We start from the raw sequence: 17376 nt of genomic DNA, 5'->3' as shown, positions 1-17376 counted from the left end.
GGGTCGTGCGGTCGGGGGTCGTGGAGCGGGCGGTCGCGGGGTCGGGTCAGCCGGTCCCGTCGGCCGGGCCGAGGCCGGTCGCGGCCGCGCCGGCGGCGTCGGTGGTGACGCCGTCGGGCCAGCGCAGGCGGACGCCGGGCTCGGTGGTGAGGTCCCCGCAGGCGGCGGACGTCGCGAGGTCCCCGGCGGCGTCGGCCATCCGGGACGCGCCCGGCGCGTCGGCGGTGAGCATCGCGAACCCGGGGAAGCAGGTGAGCCAGTCGCCGGTCGTCGCGGCGTCCGGGGTCGGCACGGCGGCGACGTCGAGCACCGCGCCGGCCCCCGACGCCTCGGCGAGCATCGCGGTGGTGCCGACGACCCCGGCCATCGAGACGTCCTTGGCGGCGCGCGGCCGGGCGGTCGCGACGGTGGTGGCGAGGTGCCGCAGCTCGGCCGCGCTGCGTGCGGACGTCGAGTCCCACTGCCGGCCCTCGAAGCCGCGGCGCCAGCGGCCTCCGAGGTCCGCGGTGAGGGTGAGCGTGTCGCCGGGGCGCCCGCCGCCGCCGGGCACGGGGTGCGCCGTGCGGCCCAGCGCCGTCACCGAGAGCGTCGACGGGACGCCGATCTGGGTGTGCCCGCCGAGCACCGGCACGCCCCAGGCCTGGGCGGCGCTGCGCAGCCCGTTGAGGACGCGGTGCGCTGCCGAGACCGTCGGGGCGCCGACGGCGTCGAGCAGCCCGACGGGGGCCGCCCCCATGGCGGTGAGGTCGTTGACGTTGACGAGCACGGCGCACCAGCCCGCCCACTCCGGGTCGCGCTCGAGCAGCGCGGGCAGGATCGCGTCGCACGCGGCGACGAGGTCGGTGCCGGGCACGGGGGCGCCGTCGTCGCCGACGAACCCGGTGCCGCCGAGCGTCGCGGCCGGCAGCAGCGTGCCGGCGTCACCGAGCAGCGGGCCGACGAGCCCGGCCAGCGCGGCCTTCGTCGAGCCGATGAGGTCCGCGACGCGCGTGACCGGCCAGCGCATCCGCACGTGCGGCACGCCCTCGACGTCGCAGGTGCCCCACGCGTGCCAGCCGAGCCGCTCGAAGAGCACCCGGTTGGGCTGCTGGACCGTGGCCTCGAAGCGCAGCGCGCCGACCTCGACGGCCCGGGTGCACGCGGCGCGCACGAGCGCGGCCCCGATCCCGCCGGCCCCGCGCGCCGCCCGGGCGACGACGAGCCGGCTGCCCGTCCACCAGCCGATGTCCCGGCCCGTGGCGTCGAGCGCCTCCGGAGCGGGGGCGATCCGCACGCCGCCCAGGACCCGGTCGTCACGGTCGACCGCCACGAGCACCTCGGTGCGCGGGTCCTCGTCGACGCGGTCGAGGTCGTGGCCGCTGAACAGGCCCTGCTCGGTGACGAACACCTCGGAGCGCAGCCGACGGTAGGCGGCGACGTGCCGGGCGTCGGCCGTGCGCACCGTCCAGGCGGCCGGGGCGACGGGCCGGACGGCGGGACCGGTGAGCGTCGGCACGTCGAGCACGTCAGCCCCCCACCGTGGCGAGCGCGCTGCACGCCCCGCAGGCGGCGCAGCCGGCGGCCTGGTCGGCCCCGCGCATCCCGGCGTCGCGCAGCAGCGCACCGACACGACGCGTGACGTCCGCGACGAGTCCGCGGTGCGGGGCCGGCACGTGGTCGACGTCGGTGGCGAGCGTCCCGGCGAGCGGCCGGAACGGCACGACGAACGGGTAGACGCCCATGTCGACGAGCTCGGCGGCCGCCGCGACGAGCTCGTCCGGGTCCTCCCCCAGGCCGACGAGCAGGTACGTCGAGACCTGGTTGCGGCCGAACACCCGCACGGCCTCGCGCCACGCGGCGCGGTACTCGTCGAGTGTGACGGTCGCCTTGCCCGGCATCCAGCGGCGGCGGACCTCGTCGTCCATCGACTCCACGTGGATGCCGATGGACCGGGCGCCCGCGTCGTACAGGTCGGTGATGGCCTGCAGGTCCGCCGGCGGCTCGCACTGCACCTGGATCTCGAGCTCCGGCACGGCGTCCTTGACGGCCCGCACGCACCGGGCCAGGTGCTTGGCACCGCGGTCCCAGCCGTTCGACGTTCCCGTCGTCATCACCACGTGCGAGACCCCGTCGAGGTCCCGGGCGGCACGGGCGACCTCGGCGAGCATCGCGGGCGTCTTCACCGCGACCGTCGTGCCGGAGCGCAGGGACGACTCGATCGCGCAGAACCGGCAGCGCTGCGACTCGTCGTAGCGCACGCACGTCTGCACGACGGTCGTGGCGAGCACGTCCTTGCCGTGGAGCTTGGCGATCTTCTCGTAGGGGGTGCCGTCGGCCGTCGTCAGGTCGTAGAACCGAGGACGCGTGACGGGCTGGACGTCCATCCCCAGGTCGGCGCCGTCGAGCGTGAGCCGTCCTTGCCGCACGACGTACGGGCTGCCAGGGTTGAGCGGGATCGCGGCGCCCGCGCCGCCGATGACGAAGTGTCCGTCGTCGCTGGGCCCCGCGCCGCCGTTGCGGCGGACGGGGGCCTCGCTGCGCACCCCGAGCAGTGCGATGCTCACTCGGGTCGAGAGCTGGTCGGTGGGCGACATGCAGCAAGTGAAGGCGCCAGGCTTTTCCGATTGGTTGCCGTCGGAATACGAGTGTGTGACTTTGCCGTCGAGGTCAGGGCTTCGGCTGCCCGCGGCGACCGAGCGTCATCGCCCGCCCTTCGCGAGGTACTCCGGGCCGTCGTAGTGCAGGCGCAGGGTGGCGATGCGCCCGCCGTCGAAGGTGAAGAACTCGGCGAACGTCATCGGACCGCCGGGCATCGTCGCCGTGTAGAGCACACCGCCGAGCCGGCGCCGTCGTGCACGTCCTGGAGGACCTCGATCCCCTCGACCGTGGCGACGAAGCCCGCCGCGCCGTGCAGGAAGCCCTCGGTCGCGTCCGGCCGGTGGCCCGCGAGCGCACCGGTGAAGTCCAGGTGGTCGCTCACGAGGCGGCGCATCGCCTCGCCCTCGCCGTAGGCGGCGGCACCGCCCTCCAGGACCTCGTAGTAGTCCCGCAGGACCTGGGGCGCGTCAGGTGACAGCGTGGCAGGCATGGTGGTCCCCCTCGGATCGGCGTCGACCCCTCACATCGTCCTCGGAACCACTGACACCGCGCCCGCTGCCGCCGTACGGTGGGCGCGAGCGGCACGACGCAGGGAGGCGGTCACCGTGGTCGTACAGGACGAGCCCGCGGTCCCCGGCGTGGTCCCCGCCGACCGGCTGCGCATGGCCGGCAGCCGGACCCTGCGCTTCGAGGGCGTGCACCACGGGTCCGGGGTCAGCTTCTTCCTCGTCACCAACGGCCCTGGTCAGGGGCCGGGGCTGCACCGGCACCCGTACTCCGAGACGTGGTCCGTCATCGACGGGGAAGCGACCATCCGGATCGGGGAGCACGAGGTCGTCGCGCGCACCGGTGACACCGCCGTCGTCCCGCCCGACACGTGGCACCGCTTCACCAACACCGGGGACGGCGACCTGCGGATGATCTGCATCCACGCGTCGCCCGTGATGATCCAGGAGAACGCCGACGTCGCTCGCTGAGCCCGCCCGCACAGGCTCGACCAGCCCGACCTGCGCGAGCACGGCGAGGTGCTTGGCGATCGCCTGGCGGGTCACCGGGAGCCGCTCGGCCAGTGCGGACGCCGATGCCTCGCCGCGCCCGAGCTCGGTGGCGGGGTCGAGGGCGCCCCCGCAGCCGGGCCACGCGAAGGCGAAGCGGCGCGGCGGGTCGTAGGCCTCGATCCGCACCGGGCTGTCGTCCTCGCCGTCCCACCCGAGGTCGCGGGCGGGCGGTGCGCCGACCCGGACGGTGCGGGTGGCGGTCGACGTGGCGTCGTCGACGGACGCGGTGGTCTGGTGAGCGGTCATCGCAGCCTCTTTGGTGCAACTCTCCTGTTGCACGACGGCCCGCACCTCGCCGAGCCCGCAACGCACCCCCTTGGTTGCATCTTCGGCAAGGCGTCGTCCCGCGCGCGACGGCGCGACCGCACCGACCAGCACGACGGTGTGAAGCGTTGCTGCCGGATCCCGGCACCGACGCTTCACGACTCACCGCTGGTGGCCCGCGTCAGCCGAGCTCGACCGGTCGTCCCTGGTCCGCGGTCCACTCGGAGAGCGAGCCGTCGTAGACCGCGACGTCGACGCCGGCCGCGACGTACGCCGCGAACGCCGGGACGGTCGCCGCGATCCCGCCGCCGCAGTACGTCACGGCACCCCGGGCGTCGAGCAGGCCGCCGTCCTGCAGGAGGCCACGGAGGTCGGCGGGCGGCAGGAAGCGGCCGGTCTCGGGGTCGAGGAACGTGAACAGCGGCAGGTTGGCGCTGCCGGGGATGCGTCCACGACGTGGGTACGGGCTGACCTCCTGCTCGCCGCGGAACGTCGCCGGGTCGAGCGCGTTGACGAGCAGCCCGGAGGCGGCACCGGACGAGATCTGCTCGACCTGCGGCAGCGTCGCCAGCAGCTCGGGCCGCACGCGGGGGGTCAGCCGGCCCGGGGTGGCACGGGCGGCCGCGTCGTCCTCGGTCCCGCTCGCGACGGGCAGCCCGGCCGCCCGCCAGGCGCCGAGGCCACCGTCGAGGACCGACACGTGGTCGTGGCCCAGCCAGCGCAGCAGCCACCACACGCGCGTCGCCCACGCGGAACCGACGGTGTCGTAGACGACGACATGGGTCTCGTCGCCGATGCCGAGGGCACCCAGTGCCGCGGCCAGCGCCTCCGGGGCGGGGACGGCGAAGAGCTGCGGTCCGGACGTGTCCGACAGCTCGTTCGTCACGTCGACGAACGCGGCACCGGGCACGTGCCCCTCGAGGTACTGCTCGCGCAGCGGCTGGGCCGTGTACGGCTCCGCCTCGCCGTGCGTGGCCAGGGCGGTCGAGGCGTCGAGCACCACGACGGCGACACCCGCCGCCACGGCGGTGTGCAGCTCCTCGGGGCTGACGAGGGCCGGAAGGGCAGAGGTCATCGGGCTCTCCTCGATGGCGATCGGTCTCCCGCGACGCTACGCCGCCCACGTCCGGCCCGACACCGCTCGTCCACCGCGACCGCCGTCGAGCCGTCAGTGCGCGACGGCGTGCGCCGACAACCAGTCGGCGACCGCGTCGAGCGTCAGGTGGTCGTCACCTCCGACGGCGCGGATGAACCCGTCGCCGTCGTGCGGGTCGACGACGAGGGAGTACCCGTTCACCTCGTAGAACGACGCCACGAGGAGCCACGAGAGCCGCTTGTTCCCGTCGTGGAGCGGGTGCGACCGGTTGACCGCGTCGAGGAGAGCCGCCGCCTTCGCGTGGATCCCCACGTACGCCTCGACGCCCCAGACAACCTGTGAGGGGCGCGCGAGAGCCGACGCGAGCGAGCCGGCGTCACGGATGTGGAGGCCGAACCGGTCGCAGATCAGCTTGGCGGTGTCGAGCGTCGGGTACCAGACGCTCACCGGGAGAGCAGGTCGAGCAGTGTGGCGTCGCGCTCGGCGACCTTCGAGACCGCGTCGGCGTAGGCGTCCTCGACGACCGTCTGCTCAGCCAGCCGGCGGATCGCCAGGATCGCCGTGTCGTTCATCGACCGGTTCTCGCGCTCCGCGAGACGGCGCAGCAGCGCGCTGTCCTCGTCACTCATGCGCACCGACATCGTCGGCATCCGGACCTCCCTGGTATCACTGTGCCACCAGCGTACGCCCGGGCCCGGTGGCGGAGCAGGCCGCTCCCTCACAGCACCGCAGCCCCGTGACCAGCAGGTCACGGGGGCCGCGGCGTCGTTCCGCAGGACTCAGAAGTCCCAGTCGTCGTCCTCGGTGTTGACGGCCTTGCCGATGACGTACGAGGAGCCCGACCCGGAGAAGAAGTCGTGGTTCTCGTCGGCGTTGGGGCTCAGCGCCGAGAGGATCGCCGGGTTGACGTCCGTCTCGTCACGCGGGAAGAGCGCCTCGTAGCCGAGGTTCATCAGGGCCTTGTTGGCGTTGTAGCGCAGGAACTTCTTGACGTCCTCGGTCAGGCCGAGCTCGTCGTAGAGGTCCTGGGTGTACTCCACCTCGTTGTCGTACAGCTCGAAGAGCAGGTTGAACGTGTAGTCCTTGAGCTCGGCGCGCTCGGCCTCGCTGACCAGCTCCAGGCCCTTCTGGTACTTGTAGCCGATGTAGTACCCGTGCACGGCCTCGTCACGGATGATCAGGCGGATGAGGTCGGCCGTGTTGGTGAGCTTGGCGCGCGACGCCCAGTACATGGGCGCGTAGAAGCCCGAGTAGAAGAGGAACGACTCGAGCATGGTCGAGGCGACCTTGCGCTTGAGCGGCTCGTCGCCCCGGTAGTAGTTCAGGACGATCTCGGCCTTGCGCTGCAGGTTGGGGTTCTCCTCCGACCAGCGGAACGCCTCGTCGATCTCCTTGGTGGAGATCAGCGTGGAGAAGATCGAGGAGTACGACTTGGCGTGCACCGACTCCATGAACGCGATGTTCGTGTAGACGGCCTCCTCGTGCGGGGTCAGCGCGTCGGGGATGAGGCTGACCGCGCCGACCGTGCCCTGGATGGTGTCCAGCAGCGTCAGGCCCGTGAAGACGCGGGTCGTCATCGTCTTCTCGGCCTCGGTGAGGGTCGCCCAGGACTGGATGTCGTTGGAGACCGGCACCTTCTCCGGCAGCCAGAAGTTGCCGACGAGGCGGTCCCAGACCTCCGCGTCCTTCTCGTCCTGCAGCCGGTTCCAGTTGATCGCCGACACGCGGTCGACCAGCTTCAGCTTGCCCGTGCTCATCATGTTCGTTCCTCAGTCTCGTCGAAGGCGTCGTCGCAGGTTGGGCGTCAGAGCATGCAGCTGACGCAGCCCTCGACCTCGGTGCCCTCGAGCGCCATCTGCCGCAGGCGGATGTAGTAGATCGTCTTGATGCCCTTCTTCCACGCGTAGATCTGCGCCCGGTTCAGGTCGCGGGTCGTGGCGGTGTCCTTGAAGAAGAGCGTGAGCGACAGGCCCTGGTCGACGTGCTGCGTCGCCTCGGCGTACGTGTCGATGACCTTCTCGTAGCCGATCTCGTACGCGTCCTGGTAGTACTCCAGGTTGTCGTTCGTCATGAAGGGCGCCGGGTAGTAGACGCGCCCGATCTTGCCCTCCTTGCGGATCTCGATCTTCGACGCGATCGGGTGGATCGAGCTCGTCGAGTGGTTGATGTAGGAGATCGAGCCGGTCGGCGGGACGGCCTGCAGGTTCTGGTTGTACAGGCCGTGCTCGGCGACGAGCGCGGCCAGCAGCCGCCAGTCGTCCTGCGTGGGGATGCGCACGCCGGCGGTGTCGAAGAGCTCCTGCACGCGCGCGGTGCGCGGCTTCCACTCCTTCTCGATGTACTTCGTGAAGTACTCACCGGTCGCGTACGTCGACTTCTCGAAGCCGTAGAACGACGCCTTGCGCTCCTGCGCGAGCAGGTTCGACGCACGGATCGCGTGGTACGCCACGGTGTAGAAGTAGATGTTCGTGAAGTCCAGGCCCTCGTCGGAGCCGTAGAAGATCCGCTCGCGCGCCAGGTACCCGTGCAGGTTCATCTGCCCCAGGCCGATGGCGTGCCCGCCGGCGTTCGCCTTCTTGATCGACGGCACCGACTCGATGCTCGTCTGGTCCGAGACGGCCGTCAGGGCGCGGATCGCGGTCTCGACGGTCTTGCCCAGGTCCGGGGAGTCCATCGACAGCGCGATGTTCATCGAGCCCAGGTTGCAGGAGATGTCGCGGCCGACCTCGGCGTACGACAGGTCCTCGTTGTACGTCGACGGCGTCGAGACCTGCAGGATCTCCGAGCACAGGTTCGAGTGCGTGATCTTGCCCTCGATCGGGTTGGCCCGGTTCACCGTGTCCTCGAACATGACGTACGGGTACCCGGACTCGAACTGGATCTCGGCGAGGGTCTGGAAGAACTCGCGGGCGTTGATCTTGGTCTTGCGGATGCGCCCGTCGTCGACCATCTCGTAGTACTTCTCCGAGACGTTGACGTCCGCGAACGGCACGCCGTAGACGCGCTCGACGTCGTACGGGGAGAAGAGGTACATCGGCTCGTTCTTCTTCGCCAGCTCGAACGTGATGTCCGGGATGACGACGCCGAGCGAGAGCGTCTTGATGCGGATCTTCTCGTCCGCGTTCTCGCGCTTGGTGTCGAGGAAGCGGTAGATGTCCGGGTGGTGCGCGTGCAGGTACACCGCGCCGGCGCCCTGGCGGGCCCCGAGCTGGTTGGCGTACGAGAACGAGTCCTCGAGCAGCTTCATCACGGGGATGACGCCGGAGCTCTGGTTCTCGATGTGCTTGATCGGCGCGCCGTGCTCACGGATGTTCGACAGCAGCAGCGCCACGCCGCCCCCGCGCTTCGACAGCTGCAGGGCGGAGTTGATGCCGCGCGCGATGGACTCCATGTTGTCCTCGATGCGCAGCAGGAAGCAGGAGACGGGCTCGCCGCGCTGCGCCTTGCCGAGGTTGAGGAAGGTCGGCGTCGCCGGCTGGAAGCGGCCCGAGACGATCTCGTCGACCAGGTTCATGGCGAACTGCTGGTCACCCTCCGCCAGGGCGAGCGCGACCATGCACACGCGGTCCTCGAAGCGCTCGAGGTACCGCTTGCCGTCGAACGTCTTCAGCGTGTACGAGGTGTAGTACTTGAACGCGCCGAGGAAGGTCTGGAACCGGAACTTCTTCGAATACGCGTGCTGGAACAGCGACTTCACGAACGCGCGGTCGTACTGCGCGAGCACGGCCGGGTCGTAGTACTTGTTCTCGACCAGGTAGTCGAGCTTCTCGTCCAGGTCGTGGAAGAAGACGGTGTTCTGGTTGACGTGCTGCAGGAAGAACTCGCGCGCGGCCTGCCGGTCGGCGTCGAACTGGATCTTCCCGTCCGCGTCGTACAGGTTGAGCATCGCGTTGAGGGCGTGGTAGTCCAGCCCCGTCAGCTCTACGCGGGTATCTGCGACTGTCGCTGCCAAAATCTTCCCAATCCTTCGCGGACGCGTGTGACGTCCTCGGTTGTTCCCATGAGCTCGAAGGCGTACAGGTACGGCACGTGGCACTTGGCGGCCACGATGTCGCCGGCGATGCAGTACGCCTCACCGAAGTTCGTGTTGCCGGCCGCGATGACACCGCGGATCAGCGCACGGTTGCCCTCGTCGTTGAGGAACTTGACGACCTGCCGCGGGACCGCGCCGCCCTCGTTGCCGCCCCCGTAGGTCGGCACGACGAGGACGTACGGCTCCGTGACGTGCAGGAACCCGTCGGTCGGTCGCAGCGGGATCCGCTGCGACCGCGTGCCGAGCTTCTGCACGAAGCGGTGCGTGTTGCCCGACGCGGACGAGAAGTACACGAGCTCGGTCACCGCTCGCCTCCTCCTCCGCGTCCTGTGCGTGCTGCCGCCGTGCGGCGGACCCGGGCATGCCGAGGCCCGCTCCGTGTGTGCCGGGTGCAGCCCGGCCGGCGCGCGAGGCGCCGGCCGGACCTTTCTCGAGTGCCCACCGGGCCGACGCGGCGCTAGCCGTGCGTCGGCCCGGGGCGTGCGGGGCGACGGACCACGAGGTCCGCCGCGATCAGGCGACCTGCGTCGCCAGCTTGTCCGCGAGCGCCTTGATGCGGTCGGGACGGTAGCCCGACCAGTTCTCGCCGCCGGCGACGACGACGGGCGCCTGGAGGTGGCCGAGCGACATGACGTAGTCGCGCGCGTCGGCGTCCTCCGAGATGTCGACGACCGTGTACTCGTGGCCGAGCTTGTCGAGGGCGCGGTACGTGGCCGTGCACTGCACGCAGGCCGGCTTGCTGTACACCGTGATGGTCATGTCTGCTCCCCCGAGCTCGTGGTCCGTGTGGTTCTCGCCGTGGCGGCCGCGTCACCCGGGGGTCGGGGTCCGCGTGCTCCCCGTCAGCCTCCGGACCTCCCTGCGAGGGTGGTCCGTCGTGCTGCCGAAGGTCTGCATGACACCCGTGTGGTTCGGGGCGAGCCGTCTGGCTAGACACTACACCTGGGGTCTGACATCGCAAGTACCCACTAAGTGTTGTGTTACGGCCGTGTCATTCTTCACCCTGTGGGGCCCGCGGCCCACCGCCTGTGGACATCCCGCGGGGCCGCTGACGTGCGACGACGCACGTCCGCCACACGACACGCCGGGAGGACCCACAGCGACGTGCACAGGGCAGGGCCGGTCGTCCCCACCCCCGTCCACAGGGACTTCGGGAGCGTTGTCCGCTATGCCGGGACCTCGGGCGCGCAGTTGCGTGCGACACCCTGTGCGACCGTCCGCCCGACCCGGGGCTACCCGGTCAGGCGGACGGCTGCCGCGGTGCGCGCGTCACGGCGCACGGGTACGGGCCGCACCGGGAGGGCGCCCTTGCACGCCCGGCACGGTGTCGAGGGCGTCAGACCGACGCGAGAGCCCGCCCGATCACGGCCAGCACGGCGAGGCTGCCGACCGTCCAGGCGAGCACGGACCCCAGCAGGTAGGCGACGTAGCGCACGCGCTGCCGCACCGAGCCCTCGAAGTACGGCGCCGGTGCCCAGCGCACGGTGTCCACCACGTGGCGCACGCGGGTGCGCAGCGGGAGCGGGCGGGCAGCCGTCACAGGACGGTTCCAGGTGACAGCGGACACGGCGACACGCTCCTGTAGGTGCGAGGACAGCGGGGTGCCGGGGTCACCGGCCCTTCGATGGTCCCAACGGGTCCCCGCGGGCACCCGGGACCTTCGTCCCCGGGCCGCTGCCCGCCTGGGGGCGCCGTCAGGCGATGCGCAGGTGCTCCGCCGGCGGGGCCTGTCGCACACCGTCGGGCCGGGCCGCGACCGCCTTCTCGAGCACCGACGTGATCTCCTCGCCGACCAGCTCGTACCGGTCGAGCAGCGCGTCGCGCAGCGCCTCGACCAGGTCCCGGTTGCTCGCCAGCAGCCGCCGCACCGTGGCCCGGGCGCTGTCCAGCACGTCCTCCAGCCGCGCCCGTGCCGCCGGGTCGCCGATCACCGCGGTGACGAGGTCCCGGTCGGTGGCCGCGAACGACACGAGCGAGCCGGTCATCCCCGCCGCGCCGACCATCTGCGCGGCCGTGCGGGTCGCCGCCGCCAGGTCGGACGCCGGGCCGGTCGTCGTCTGGCCGAAGAACAGCTCCTCGGCCACCCAGCCGCCCATCGCGATCTGCACCAGCGCCCGCAGGTCGTCCTGCGTGCGGGTGTACACCTCCTCGCAGTCGCCGTGCGCGAGCAGCCCCAGCGCGGAGCCGCGCTTGACGATGGTCAGCACCTCGAGCGTGCGGTTGGGCGCCACCAGCCACGCCGTGACCGCGTGGCCGGCCTCGTGCGTCGCGATGAGCGCACGCTCCCCCGCGGTGTAGGTCACGGGGTGCCCCAGGCCGACGAGCTCGGTGATGCGCGCCTGCTCGACGTCGACGAACGTCATCGCGTCGTCGCCACGCCGTAGCGCGTTGACGAGCGCCTCGTCGAGCAGGTGCTCGACCATGACGGGGGTCCACCCGTTGGTCGCGGCGGCGACGCGGTCACGGACGGCGGGCTCGTCGAGCTCGGCGTGGTGGGAACGCCGGGCGAGGAAGTGGTCGACGAGGGCCCGCCGTCCGTGCGCGTCCGGCGGGTTGAACGTCAGCCGCCGGTCGAAACGACCCGGCCGCAGCAGCGCCGGGTCGAGGTGGTCCGCGCGGTTGGTCGCGGCGATGAGCAGGATCGGCGCGCGCGTGGGGCGGCGCTGCTTGAGCTGGCGCTGCGCCGGCAGCAGCAGGTTCACGGCGGCGACCAGCGCGTTGTAGAAGCGGTCCGCACCGACCGGCTGGTCGAAGGACTGCATCTGGACCAGCAGCTCGTTGACGACGCCGCCCGTGCCCTCGGAGACCATCGCGTTGCGCACCACCCCCTGGCCCGCCAGCAGCGACGACCGCGACGGCAGCGCCACGAACGCCGCCGTGGGGTCCGCACCGAGCAGGCCACCGCGGCGCAGGGCGATCGCGTCGATCTCCTCGATGAAGCCGATCGCGCCGCCCTCGGTGCGCGCGGCCTGGCGCAGCGCCTTGAAGTACGTCCGGATCTTGCGGGCCGTCGCGCCGTAGTACATGGACTGGAAGCTCGTCGCGGAGACGAAGAGGAACGGCACCCCGGCCTCGGCCGCCATCGCCTTGGCGGTCAGCGTCTTGCCCGTCCCGGGCGGCCCCTCGAAGAGGATGCCGCGTCGCGGTGTGCCGCCCATCTGGTCGGCGAAGCGCCGGTGCGTCTGGAACAGGTCGATGGAGCGGCGCACGTCGTCGACGATCGGGTCGATGCCGACGACGTCGTCCAGCGTGACGTCGACCTGCTCCGGGCGGTACGTGACGTGCGGGGACCGCCCGGCACCGACCTGGGTGCCCACCAGCAGCGCGATCAGGGCGACGAAGAACAGCACCGGCGCGACGACCAGCGGGTCGACGTCGGGCAGCACCACCAGCGGCCGACCGGCGAGCGCCGACCACACGACGTACGCCTCGAGCACCAGGACCACCAGGCAGAGGCGGATCACGCGGCGACGACGCACCCGCTCGCGGTCGACGGCGATGTCGTGCGCGCCGAGCAGGGGCCTGGCGGGGGCGTCGGTCACGGGCGGACCCTTCATGAGGCGACGGCCCGCGGTGCCCGGCCGCCGCAGCCGCGGTGGTCGGGCCATCGTCGTCCGGATTGTCCGTTTCGAACAATCGCTTCGGCCCGCTGTCACCCGTCCGGCCCAACGCGCGAGCGGGCCTCCTCGGTCACGGGCCCCGCGGTCGGTAGCCTGCCCGACTCCGGACGAGAGGTGGGCGGGATGACGACGACGGACGGTTCGGCCACGCAGCCCGCGGCGGTGATCGACCTGCGGGTGCTCCCGTGGCGGCCGCGACGCCGCTACAAGGGTCCGGACGTCGACTTCGCGCTGTTCAGCGGCACCGAGCTGCTCGGCGGGGTCGTCGCGCTCGTCGTCGCGGTCCTGGGCGCGGTCGCCCTGCTGCTGGTCGTCGTCGCGCTGGCGCTCGTGGTGCTCGAGCTGTGGATCGTCGCGCTCGTCGCGCTCGCCCTGCTGCTCGCCCGGTTCGTCGGGCTGCTGCCGTGGGTCGTCGACACGGGCCGCGGCGGCTACGAGCGCTACCGGTGGCTGCCGCACGCGACGCGTCGGGTCCGCGAGCTGAACGGCGGCGGGCCGGCCCGGGTGCGCTGGCGCTGGGTCTGACGCCCTCAGTCGCGGCGCGTCACGCCCGACGTCAGCTGCCGCGGCACCCAGCGTGTGGGCCGCGGCGGGGTCGCCTCGGCCAGCGGGTGCAGCCGGTCGGCGACGACGTTGCCGGTCGGGTCGGCCCGGAACACGCGGCGGCCCGGGTCGACCAGCGTGCGCAGGAACTCGACCTGCCGGCGCAGCGCGCGGGCCTCCTCCTCGAGCTCGAGGATGCGCTTGATGCCCGCCAGGTTGACGCCCTCCTGGGACAGCCGCTGGATCTCGCGCAGCGCACGGATGTCCCGCGGCGAGTAGCGCCGCCCGCGCCCGCGCGTGCGCGCCGGCCGCACCAGGCCGAGGCGGTCGTACTGCCGCAGGGTCTGCGGGTGCATGCCCGCGAGCTCGGCGGCGACGGAGATCACGTAGACCTTGGAGTCCTCGTCCATCACGCCTCCTCACCGGCTCCGCAGGTCAGCGTCTGGCCTGCGCCATCAGGTCGGCCCGTACGTCCTGCCCGGACGTCGCGATGCCGAACGCCTGCACGGCCTCCTTGGCCGCGCCGGACAGCTTCTGCGGCACGACGACCTGCACGCTCACCAGCAGGTCGCCCGTGTGCCGCGACGTCGTCACGCCCTTGCCCTTGACCCGCAGCGTGCGGCCCGACGGCGTCCCGGCCGGGACCTTCACGCGCACGGTCGAGCCGTCGAGCGTGGGGACGTCGATCGTGGCGCCGAGGGCGGCCTCGTCGAAGGCGACGGGCACGGTGACGCGCAGGTTGTCGCCGTCGATGCTGAAGACCGGGTGCGGCTCGACGTGCACCGTGATCACCAGGTCACCCGCGGGCGCGCCGGCGTCACCGGGACGCCCCTTGCCGCGCAGGCGGATCTTCTGGCCGTCGCGCACCCCGGCGGGGATGCGGGCGTTGACCGTGCGGCCCTCGACGGACAGCGAGATGGTCGATCCCTCGACGGCCGTGCGGAACGGCAGCGTGGTCGTGGCCGTGAGGTCCGTGCCGCGCTGCGGGCCGCGGGCCGCACCGAAACCGCCGGCACCGCCGAACAGGCCGCCGAGGATGTCCTCGAAGCCTGCACCACCGGCGCCGCCGGTGGAGTACCGCACCCGCCCGCCGGGGCCGTTGGCCCCGCCGCCGAACATGCCGCCGAACACGTCCTCGAACCCCGCGGTGCCGCCGGCCCCGCGGCCGCCCGCGGTGAAGCGGGCGCCGCCGGCCATGGCCCGCAGCTGGTCGTACTGCTGGCGCTGCTCGGGGTCCGACAGGACCGCGTACGCCTCGCCGATGTCCTTGAACCGCGCCTCCGCCTTCGCGTCACCCGGGTTCTGGTCGGGGTGCAGCTGGCGGGCGAGCTTGCGGTACGCCTTCTTGATGGTCGCGGCGTCGGCGTCCTTGGCGACGCCGAGCACGGCGTAGAAGTCCTTCTCGATCCAGTCCTGGCCGGTCACGGCGCCTCCCTCCTGGTTCGCGTGCTGTGGTGCGTGGTCGTGGTGGTTCTCCTGGTGCCGCGGAGGCGGCGGCCGGTCGCCCGGCCGCCGCCCCCACGTCGCTCGGTGCTGATGATGGTGCTCCTCAGGCCTCCGGGTCCACGACCGCGACGCGCGCGGCCCGCAGGATCCGCTCCGGGGTGCGGTAGCCGGGCTGCAGCACCTGCTGCACGGTGGCCACCGTGACCTCGTCGGAGTGCGAGTGCATGAGCGCCTCGTGCACGGCCGGGTCGAACGGGTCGCCCTCGGTGCCGTAGCGCTCGATGCCGAGGCGGAAGAGCGTGCCCTCCAGCTTCTCGGCGATCGACGCGAACGGACCGGTGAGGTCGCCGTGGCGACGGGCCAGGTCGATGTCGTCGAGGACCGGGATCAGCGCCTCGCCGACGGTCGCGACGCCACGGTCGTGCGCCGCCACCGTCTCGGCCTTGGACCGCTTCACGTAGCCGTTGTACTGCTGCTCGAGGTTGTACAGCGCCGCCTGTGCGCGCTGCAGCTCCTCGAGCCGCTCGGCCGCGAGCTTCTCGGCCTCGACCAGGCCCTCCAGGACGACCGACTCCTCGGCCTCCGTCGTGACCTGCTCGGCCTCGGCCAGCACGGCCTCCTCGGGCGTCGGCTCGCGCAGCTCGCCCGTCTCCGGGTCGACGCGGCGCTTGTCGGTGAACCGCGGGGTGTCCTCGGGGTCGGGCGTGCCCGACCCCGAGCGCTCCTCGGTCACTTCTTGTCGTCCTCGTCGTCGACGATCTCGGCGTCGACGACGTCCTCGTCGGAGGTCGTCGAGGACGTCGAGCCGGCGCCCGCCGGGGCCTCGTCAGCGGCCGGCGCCGCCGACTGGTTGGCGTACAGCGCCTCGCCGATCTTCTGGCTCGCCGTGAGCAGCGCCGAGTGCTTGGCCTTGACGGCCTCGACGTCGGTGCCCTCGAGGGCGGTCTTCAGCTCGGTGACGGCCGTCTGGACCTCGGTCTTGACGTCGTCCGAGAGCTTGTCCGCGTTGTCGACCAGCAGCTTCTCCGTCTGGTAGACGAGCTGCTCCGCGGTGTTGCGGGTCTCGGCCTCCTCGCGGCGGCGCTTGTCCTCGGCGGCGTGCTCCTCGGCGTCCTTCACCATGCGGTCGATGTCCTCCTTGGGGAGGGCCGACCCGCCGGTGATCGTCATCGACTGCTCCTTGCCCGTGCCGCGGTCCTTGGCGGACACGTGCACGATGCCGTTCGCGTCGATGTCGAAGGTGACCTCGATCTGCGGCATGCCGCGTGGGGCCGGCGCGATGCCGGTCAGCTCGAACGTGCCCAGCGGCTTGTTGTCCCGGGCGAACTCGCGCTCACCCTGGAACACCTGGATGAGGACGGACGGCTGGTTGTCCTCGGCCGTGGAGAAGATCTCCGACCGCTTGGTGGGGATGGCCGTGTTGCGCTCGATGAGCTTGGTCATCACCCCGCCCTTGGTCTCGATGCCGAGGGACAGCGGGGTCACGTCGATGAGCAGGACGTCCTTGCGGTCGCCCTTCATGACGCCGGCCTGCAGCGCGGCACCGACGGCCACGACCTCGTCCGGGTTGACGCCCTTGTTGGGCTCCTTGCCGCCCGTGAGCTCGGTGACGACCTCGGAGACGGCCGGCATGCGCGTCGAGCCACCGACGAGCACGACGTGGTCGATGTCCTTGACGGAGATGCCCGCGTCGCGGATGACCTGGTGGAACGGCGCCTTCACGCGGTCGAGCAGCGACTGCGTCATCTGCTGGAACTGCGCGCGCGTCAGCTTGGTGTCCAGGTGGATGGGGCCGTTCTCGCTCATCGACAGGTACTGCAGCGAGATGTTGGTGCTCGTCGCGGACGACAGCTCCTTCTTGGCCTGCTCCGCCGCCTCACGCAGACGCTGCAGGGCGATCTTGTCCTTCGACAGGTCGACGCCCGTGGTGTTCTTCACCTCGGTGACCAGGTGCGCCACGATCGCGGCGTCCCAGTCGTCACCGCCGAGGCGGTTGTCACCGGCGGTCGCGCGGACCTCGATCGTCGAGAAGCCGTCGTCGTCCTTGCCGACCTCCAGCAGGGACACGTCGAACGTGCCACCACCCAGGTCGAAGACGAGGATGTTCTCGTCCTCCTTGCCGCGCTCGAGCCCGTAGGCGAGGGCCGCGGCGGTGGGCTCGTTGATGATGCGCAGGACGTTGAGGCCCGCGATGGTGCCCGCGTCCTTCGTCGCCTGACGCTCGGCGTCGTTGAAGTACGCCGGGACCGTGATGACCGCGTCCGTGACCGGCTCGCCCAGGTACGCCTCGGCGTCGCGCTTGAGCTTGCCGAGGATGCGGGCGCTGATCTCCTGCGCCGTGTACTTCTTGTCGTCGATGGTGACGGACCAGTCCGTGCCCATGTGGCGCTTGACGGACGAGATGGTCCGGTCGACGTTGGTGACGGCCTGGCGCTTGGCGACCTCACCGACGAGCACCTCGCCGGTCTTGGAGAACGCGACCACGGACGGAGTCGTGCGCGACCCCTCCGCGTTCGCGATGACGGTGGGCTCGCCGCCCTCGAGGGTGGCGACCACCGAGTTCGTGGTGCCGAGGTCGATGCCGACTGCTCGTGCCATGTGTGTGCCTTCTTCCTGGAGCCGTGTGGGCTCCGACGTGCTGTGGTCTGTGAGACGTCTTGAGTCCGCCGGGCTCAAGTCTGCGGTGGGACGGGGTCCCGGGGCAACTGGAGACGGCGGAAGTTGAGTCTGATGGGCTCA

At 71.7% G+C, this 17376-nt stretch carries 18 protein-coding genes and 1 pseudogene; 2 read left to right on the top strand and 17 right to left on the bottom strand.

Annotated elements, in window-relative coordinates; translation table 11 throughout:
* Nucleotides 1-46: 46 nt before the first annotated feature.
* From BMZ16_RS10220 to BMZ16_RS10210, 3 genes are all read right to left on the bottom strand, one after another.
* Entirely contained in the window at nt 47-1495 is a 1449-nt protein-coding gene (locus BMZ16_RS10220) for an MSMEG_0567/sll0787 family protein (RefSeq protein WP_218143348.1), read from the bottom strand.
* A gap of 10 nt (nt 1496-1505) precedes the next feature.
* Nucleotides 1506-2573, bottom strand: a complete 1068-nt coding sequence (locus BMZ16_RS10215; protein WP_089800167.1) for an MSMEG_0568 family radical SAM protein — start codon at nt 2571-2573, stop codon at nt 1506-1508.
* Nucleotides 2574-2773: 200 nt separating this feature from the next.
* Nucleotides 2774-3067 (bottom strand): hypothetical protein, encoded by a 294-nt coding sequence (locus tag BMZ16_RS10210; protein WP_255366557.1) that lies wholly within the window; start codon nt 3065-3067, stop codon nt 2774-2776.
* 115 nt (nt 3068-3182) lie between these two features.
* On the opposite strand from BMZ16_RS10210, the gene BMZ16_RS19540 reads away from it, so the two are divergent.
* On the top strand, nt 3183-3554 hold the full coding sequence (locus tag BMZ16_RS19540; protein WP_255366556.1) for a cupin domain-containing protein: 372 nt from the start codon (nt 3183-3185) through the stop codon (nt 3552-3554).
* 63 nt (nt 3555-3617) lie between these two features.
* Here the strand turns inward: BMZ16_RS19540 and BMZ16_RS20040 are convergent.
* The 10 genes and pseudogenes from BMZ16_RS20040 to BMZ16_RS10155 form a co-directional block, all read right to left on the bottom strand.
* A pseudogene (locus BMZ16_RS20040) lies at nt 3618-3881 on the bottom strand (hypothetical protein); the annotation flags it as partial.
* A 199-nt stretch (nt 3882-4080) separates the two neighbouring features.
* On the bottom strand, nt 4081-4974 hold the full coding sequence (locus BMZ16_RS10195) for a sulfurtransferase (RefSeq protein ID WP_089800165.1): 894 nt from the start codon (nt 4972-4974) through the stop codon (nt 4081-4083).
* 93 nt (nt 4975-5067) lie between these two features.
* A complete protein-coding gene (locus BMZ16_RS10190) occupies nt 5068-5442 on the bottom strand; it encodes a type II toxin-antitoxin system death-on-curing family toxin (RefSeq protein ID WP_089800163.1) in 375 nt (124 codons plus the stop codon).
* Nucleotides 5439-5645: a ribbon-helix-helix domain-containing protein gene (locus tag BMZ16_RS10185; protein ID WP_089800161.1), complete on the bottom strand. Its 207-nt coding sequence runs from the start codon at nt 5643-5645 to the stop codon at nt 5439-5441. Before BMZ16_RS10185 ends, BMZ16_RS10190 begins: the two co-directional genes overlap by 4 nt.
* A gap of 129 nt (nt 5646-5774) precedes the next feature.
* Entirely contained in the window at nt 5775-6755 is a 981-nt protein-coding gene (gene nrdF / locus BMZ16_RS10180; RefSeq protein WP_089800159.1) for a class 1b ribonucleoside-diphosphate reductase subunit beta, read from the bottom strand.
* 44 nt (nt 6756-6799) lie between these two features.
* Nucleotides 6800-8947, bottom strand: coding sequence for a class 1b ribonucleoside-diphosphate reductase subunit alpha (nrdE, locus tag BMZ16_RS10175; RefSeq protein ID WP_089800157.1), 2148 nt, complete (start codon nt 8945-8947; stop codon nt 6800-6802).
* Entirely contained in the window at nt 8917-9333 is a 417-nt protein-coding gene (nrdI, locus tag BMZ16_RS10170) for a class Ib ribonucleoside-diphosphate reductase assembly flavoprotein NrdI (RefSeq protein ID WP_089800155.1), read from the bottom strand. Before nrdI ends, nrdE begins: the two co-directional genes overlap by 31 nt.
* Nucleotides 9334-9541: 208 nt before the next feature.
* Complete coding sequence (gene nrdH / locus BMZ16_RS10165; protein ID WP_089800153.1) at nt 9542-9787, bottom strand: glutaredoxin-like protein NrdH; 246 nt, start codon at nt 9785-9787, stop codon at nt 9542-9544.
* A 577-nt stretch (nt 9788-10364) separates the two neighbouring features.
* Nucleotides 10365-10595, bottom strand: coding sequence for a chemotaxis protein CheW (locus BMZ16_RS10160; RefSeq protein WP_089800151.1), 231 nt, complete (start codon nt 10593-10595; stop codon nt 10365-10367).
* A gap of 127 nt (nt 10596-10722) precedes the next feature.
* On the bottom strand, nt 10723-12570 hold the full coding sequence (locus BMZ16_RS10155; protein WP_255366555.1) for an AAA family ATPase: 1848 nt from the start codon (nt 12568-12570) through the stop codon (nt 10723-10725).
* Between the two features lie 201 nt (nt 12571-12771).
* Between BMZ16_RS10155 and BMZ16_RS10150 the strand changes: the two genes are divergently transcribed.
* Complete coding sequence (locus tag BMZ16_RS10150; protein ID WP_089800147.1) at nt 12772-13173, top strand: hypothetical protein; 402 nt, start codon at nt 12772-12774, stop codon at nt 13171-13173.
* Between the two features lie 5 nt (nt 13174-13178).
* Here the strand turns inward: BMZ16_RS10150 and BMZ16_RS10145 are convergent, their stop codons facing one another.
* From BMZ16_RS10145 to dnaK, 4 genes are all read right to left on the bottom strand, one after another.
* Nucleotides 13179-13601, bottom strand: coding sequence for a heat shock protein transcriptional repressor HspR (locus BMZ16_RS10145; RefSeq protein ID WP_089800145.1), 423 nt, complete (start codon nt 13599-13601; stop codon nt 13179-13181).
* Nucleotides 13602-13626: 25 nt separating this feature from the next.
* Nucleotides 13627-14616: a DnaJ C-terminal domain-containing protein gene (locus BMZ16_RS10140; protein ID WP_089800144.1), complete on the bottom strand. Its 990-nt coding sequence runs from the start codon at nt 14614-14616 to the stop codon at nt 13627-13629.
* A gap of 124 nt (nt 14617-14740) precedes the next feature.
* Nucleotides 14741-15370, bottom strand: a complete 630-nt coding sequence (grpE, locus tag BMZ16_RS10135; protein WP_089800142.1) for a nucleotide exchange factor GrpE — start codon at nt 15368-15370, stop codon at nt 14741-14743.
* Nucleotides 15367-17235 (bottom strand): molecular chaperone DnaK, encoded by a 1869-nt coding sequence (gene dnaK, locus BMZ16_RS10130; RefSeq protein WP_089800140.1) that lies wholly within the window; start codon nt 17233-17235, stop codon nt 15367-15369. The genes grpE and dnaK overlap by 4 nt, the downstream gene beginning before the upstream one ends.
* Nucleotides 17236-17376: the final 141 nt, after the last annotated feature.

The sequence above is a fragment of the Cellulomonas sp. KH9 genome (assembly GCF_900114185.1).
Taxonomy (GTDB): domain Bacteria; phylum Actinomycetota; class Actinomycetes; order Actinomycetales; family Cellulomonadaceae; genus Cellulomonas.
This window is presented reverse-complemented; position numbering and strand designations above follow the sequence as displayed.

What these genes read in the sequence shown, in the direction of transcription:
- BMZ16_RS10185 (WP_089800161.1), bottom strand. Translation starts at nt 5,645, where the DNA reads ATGCCGACGATGTCGGTGCGCATGAGTGACGAGGACAGCGCGCTGCTG.
- nrdF (WP_089800159.1), bottom strand. Translation starts at nt 6,755, where the DNA reads ATGATGAGCACGGGCAAGCTGAAGCTGGTCGACCGCGTGTCGGCGATC.
- nrdH (WP_089800153.1), bottom strand. Translation starts at nt 9,787, where the DNA reads ATGACCATCACGGTGTACAGCAAGCCGGCCTGCGTGCAGTGCACGGCC.
- BMZ16_RS10195 (WP_089800165.1), bottom strand. Translation starts at nt 4,974, where the DNA reads ATGACCTCTGCCCTTCCGGCCCTCGTCAGCCCCGAGGAGCTGCACACC.
- BMZ16_RS10215 (WP_089800167.1), bottom strand. Translation starts at nt 2,573, where the DNA reads ATGTCGCCCACCGACCAGCTCTCGACCCGAGTGAGCATCGCACTGCTC.
- BMZ16_RS10150 (WP_089800147.1), top strand. Translation starts at nt 12,772, where the DNA reads ATGACGACGACGGACGGTTCGGCCACGCAGCCCGCGGCGGTGATCGAC.
- BMZ16_RS10145 (WP_089800145.1), bottom strand. Translation starts at nt 13,601, where the DNA reads ATGGACGAGGACTCCAAGGTCTACGTGATCTCCGTCGCCGCCGAGCTC.
- BMZ16_RS10210 (WP_255366557.1), bottom strand. Translation starts at nt 3,067, where the DNA reads ATGCCTGCCACGCTGTCACCTGACGCGCCCCAGGTCCTGCGGGACTAC.
- dnaK (WP_089800140.1), bottom strand. Translation starts at nt 17,235, where the DNA reads ATGGCACGAGCAGTCGGCATCGACCTCGGCACCACGAACTCGGTGGTC.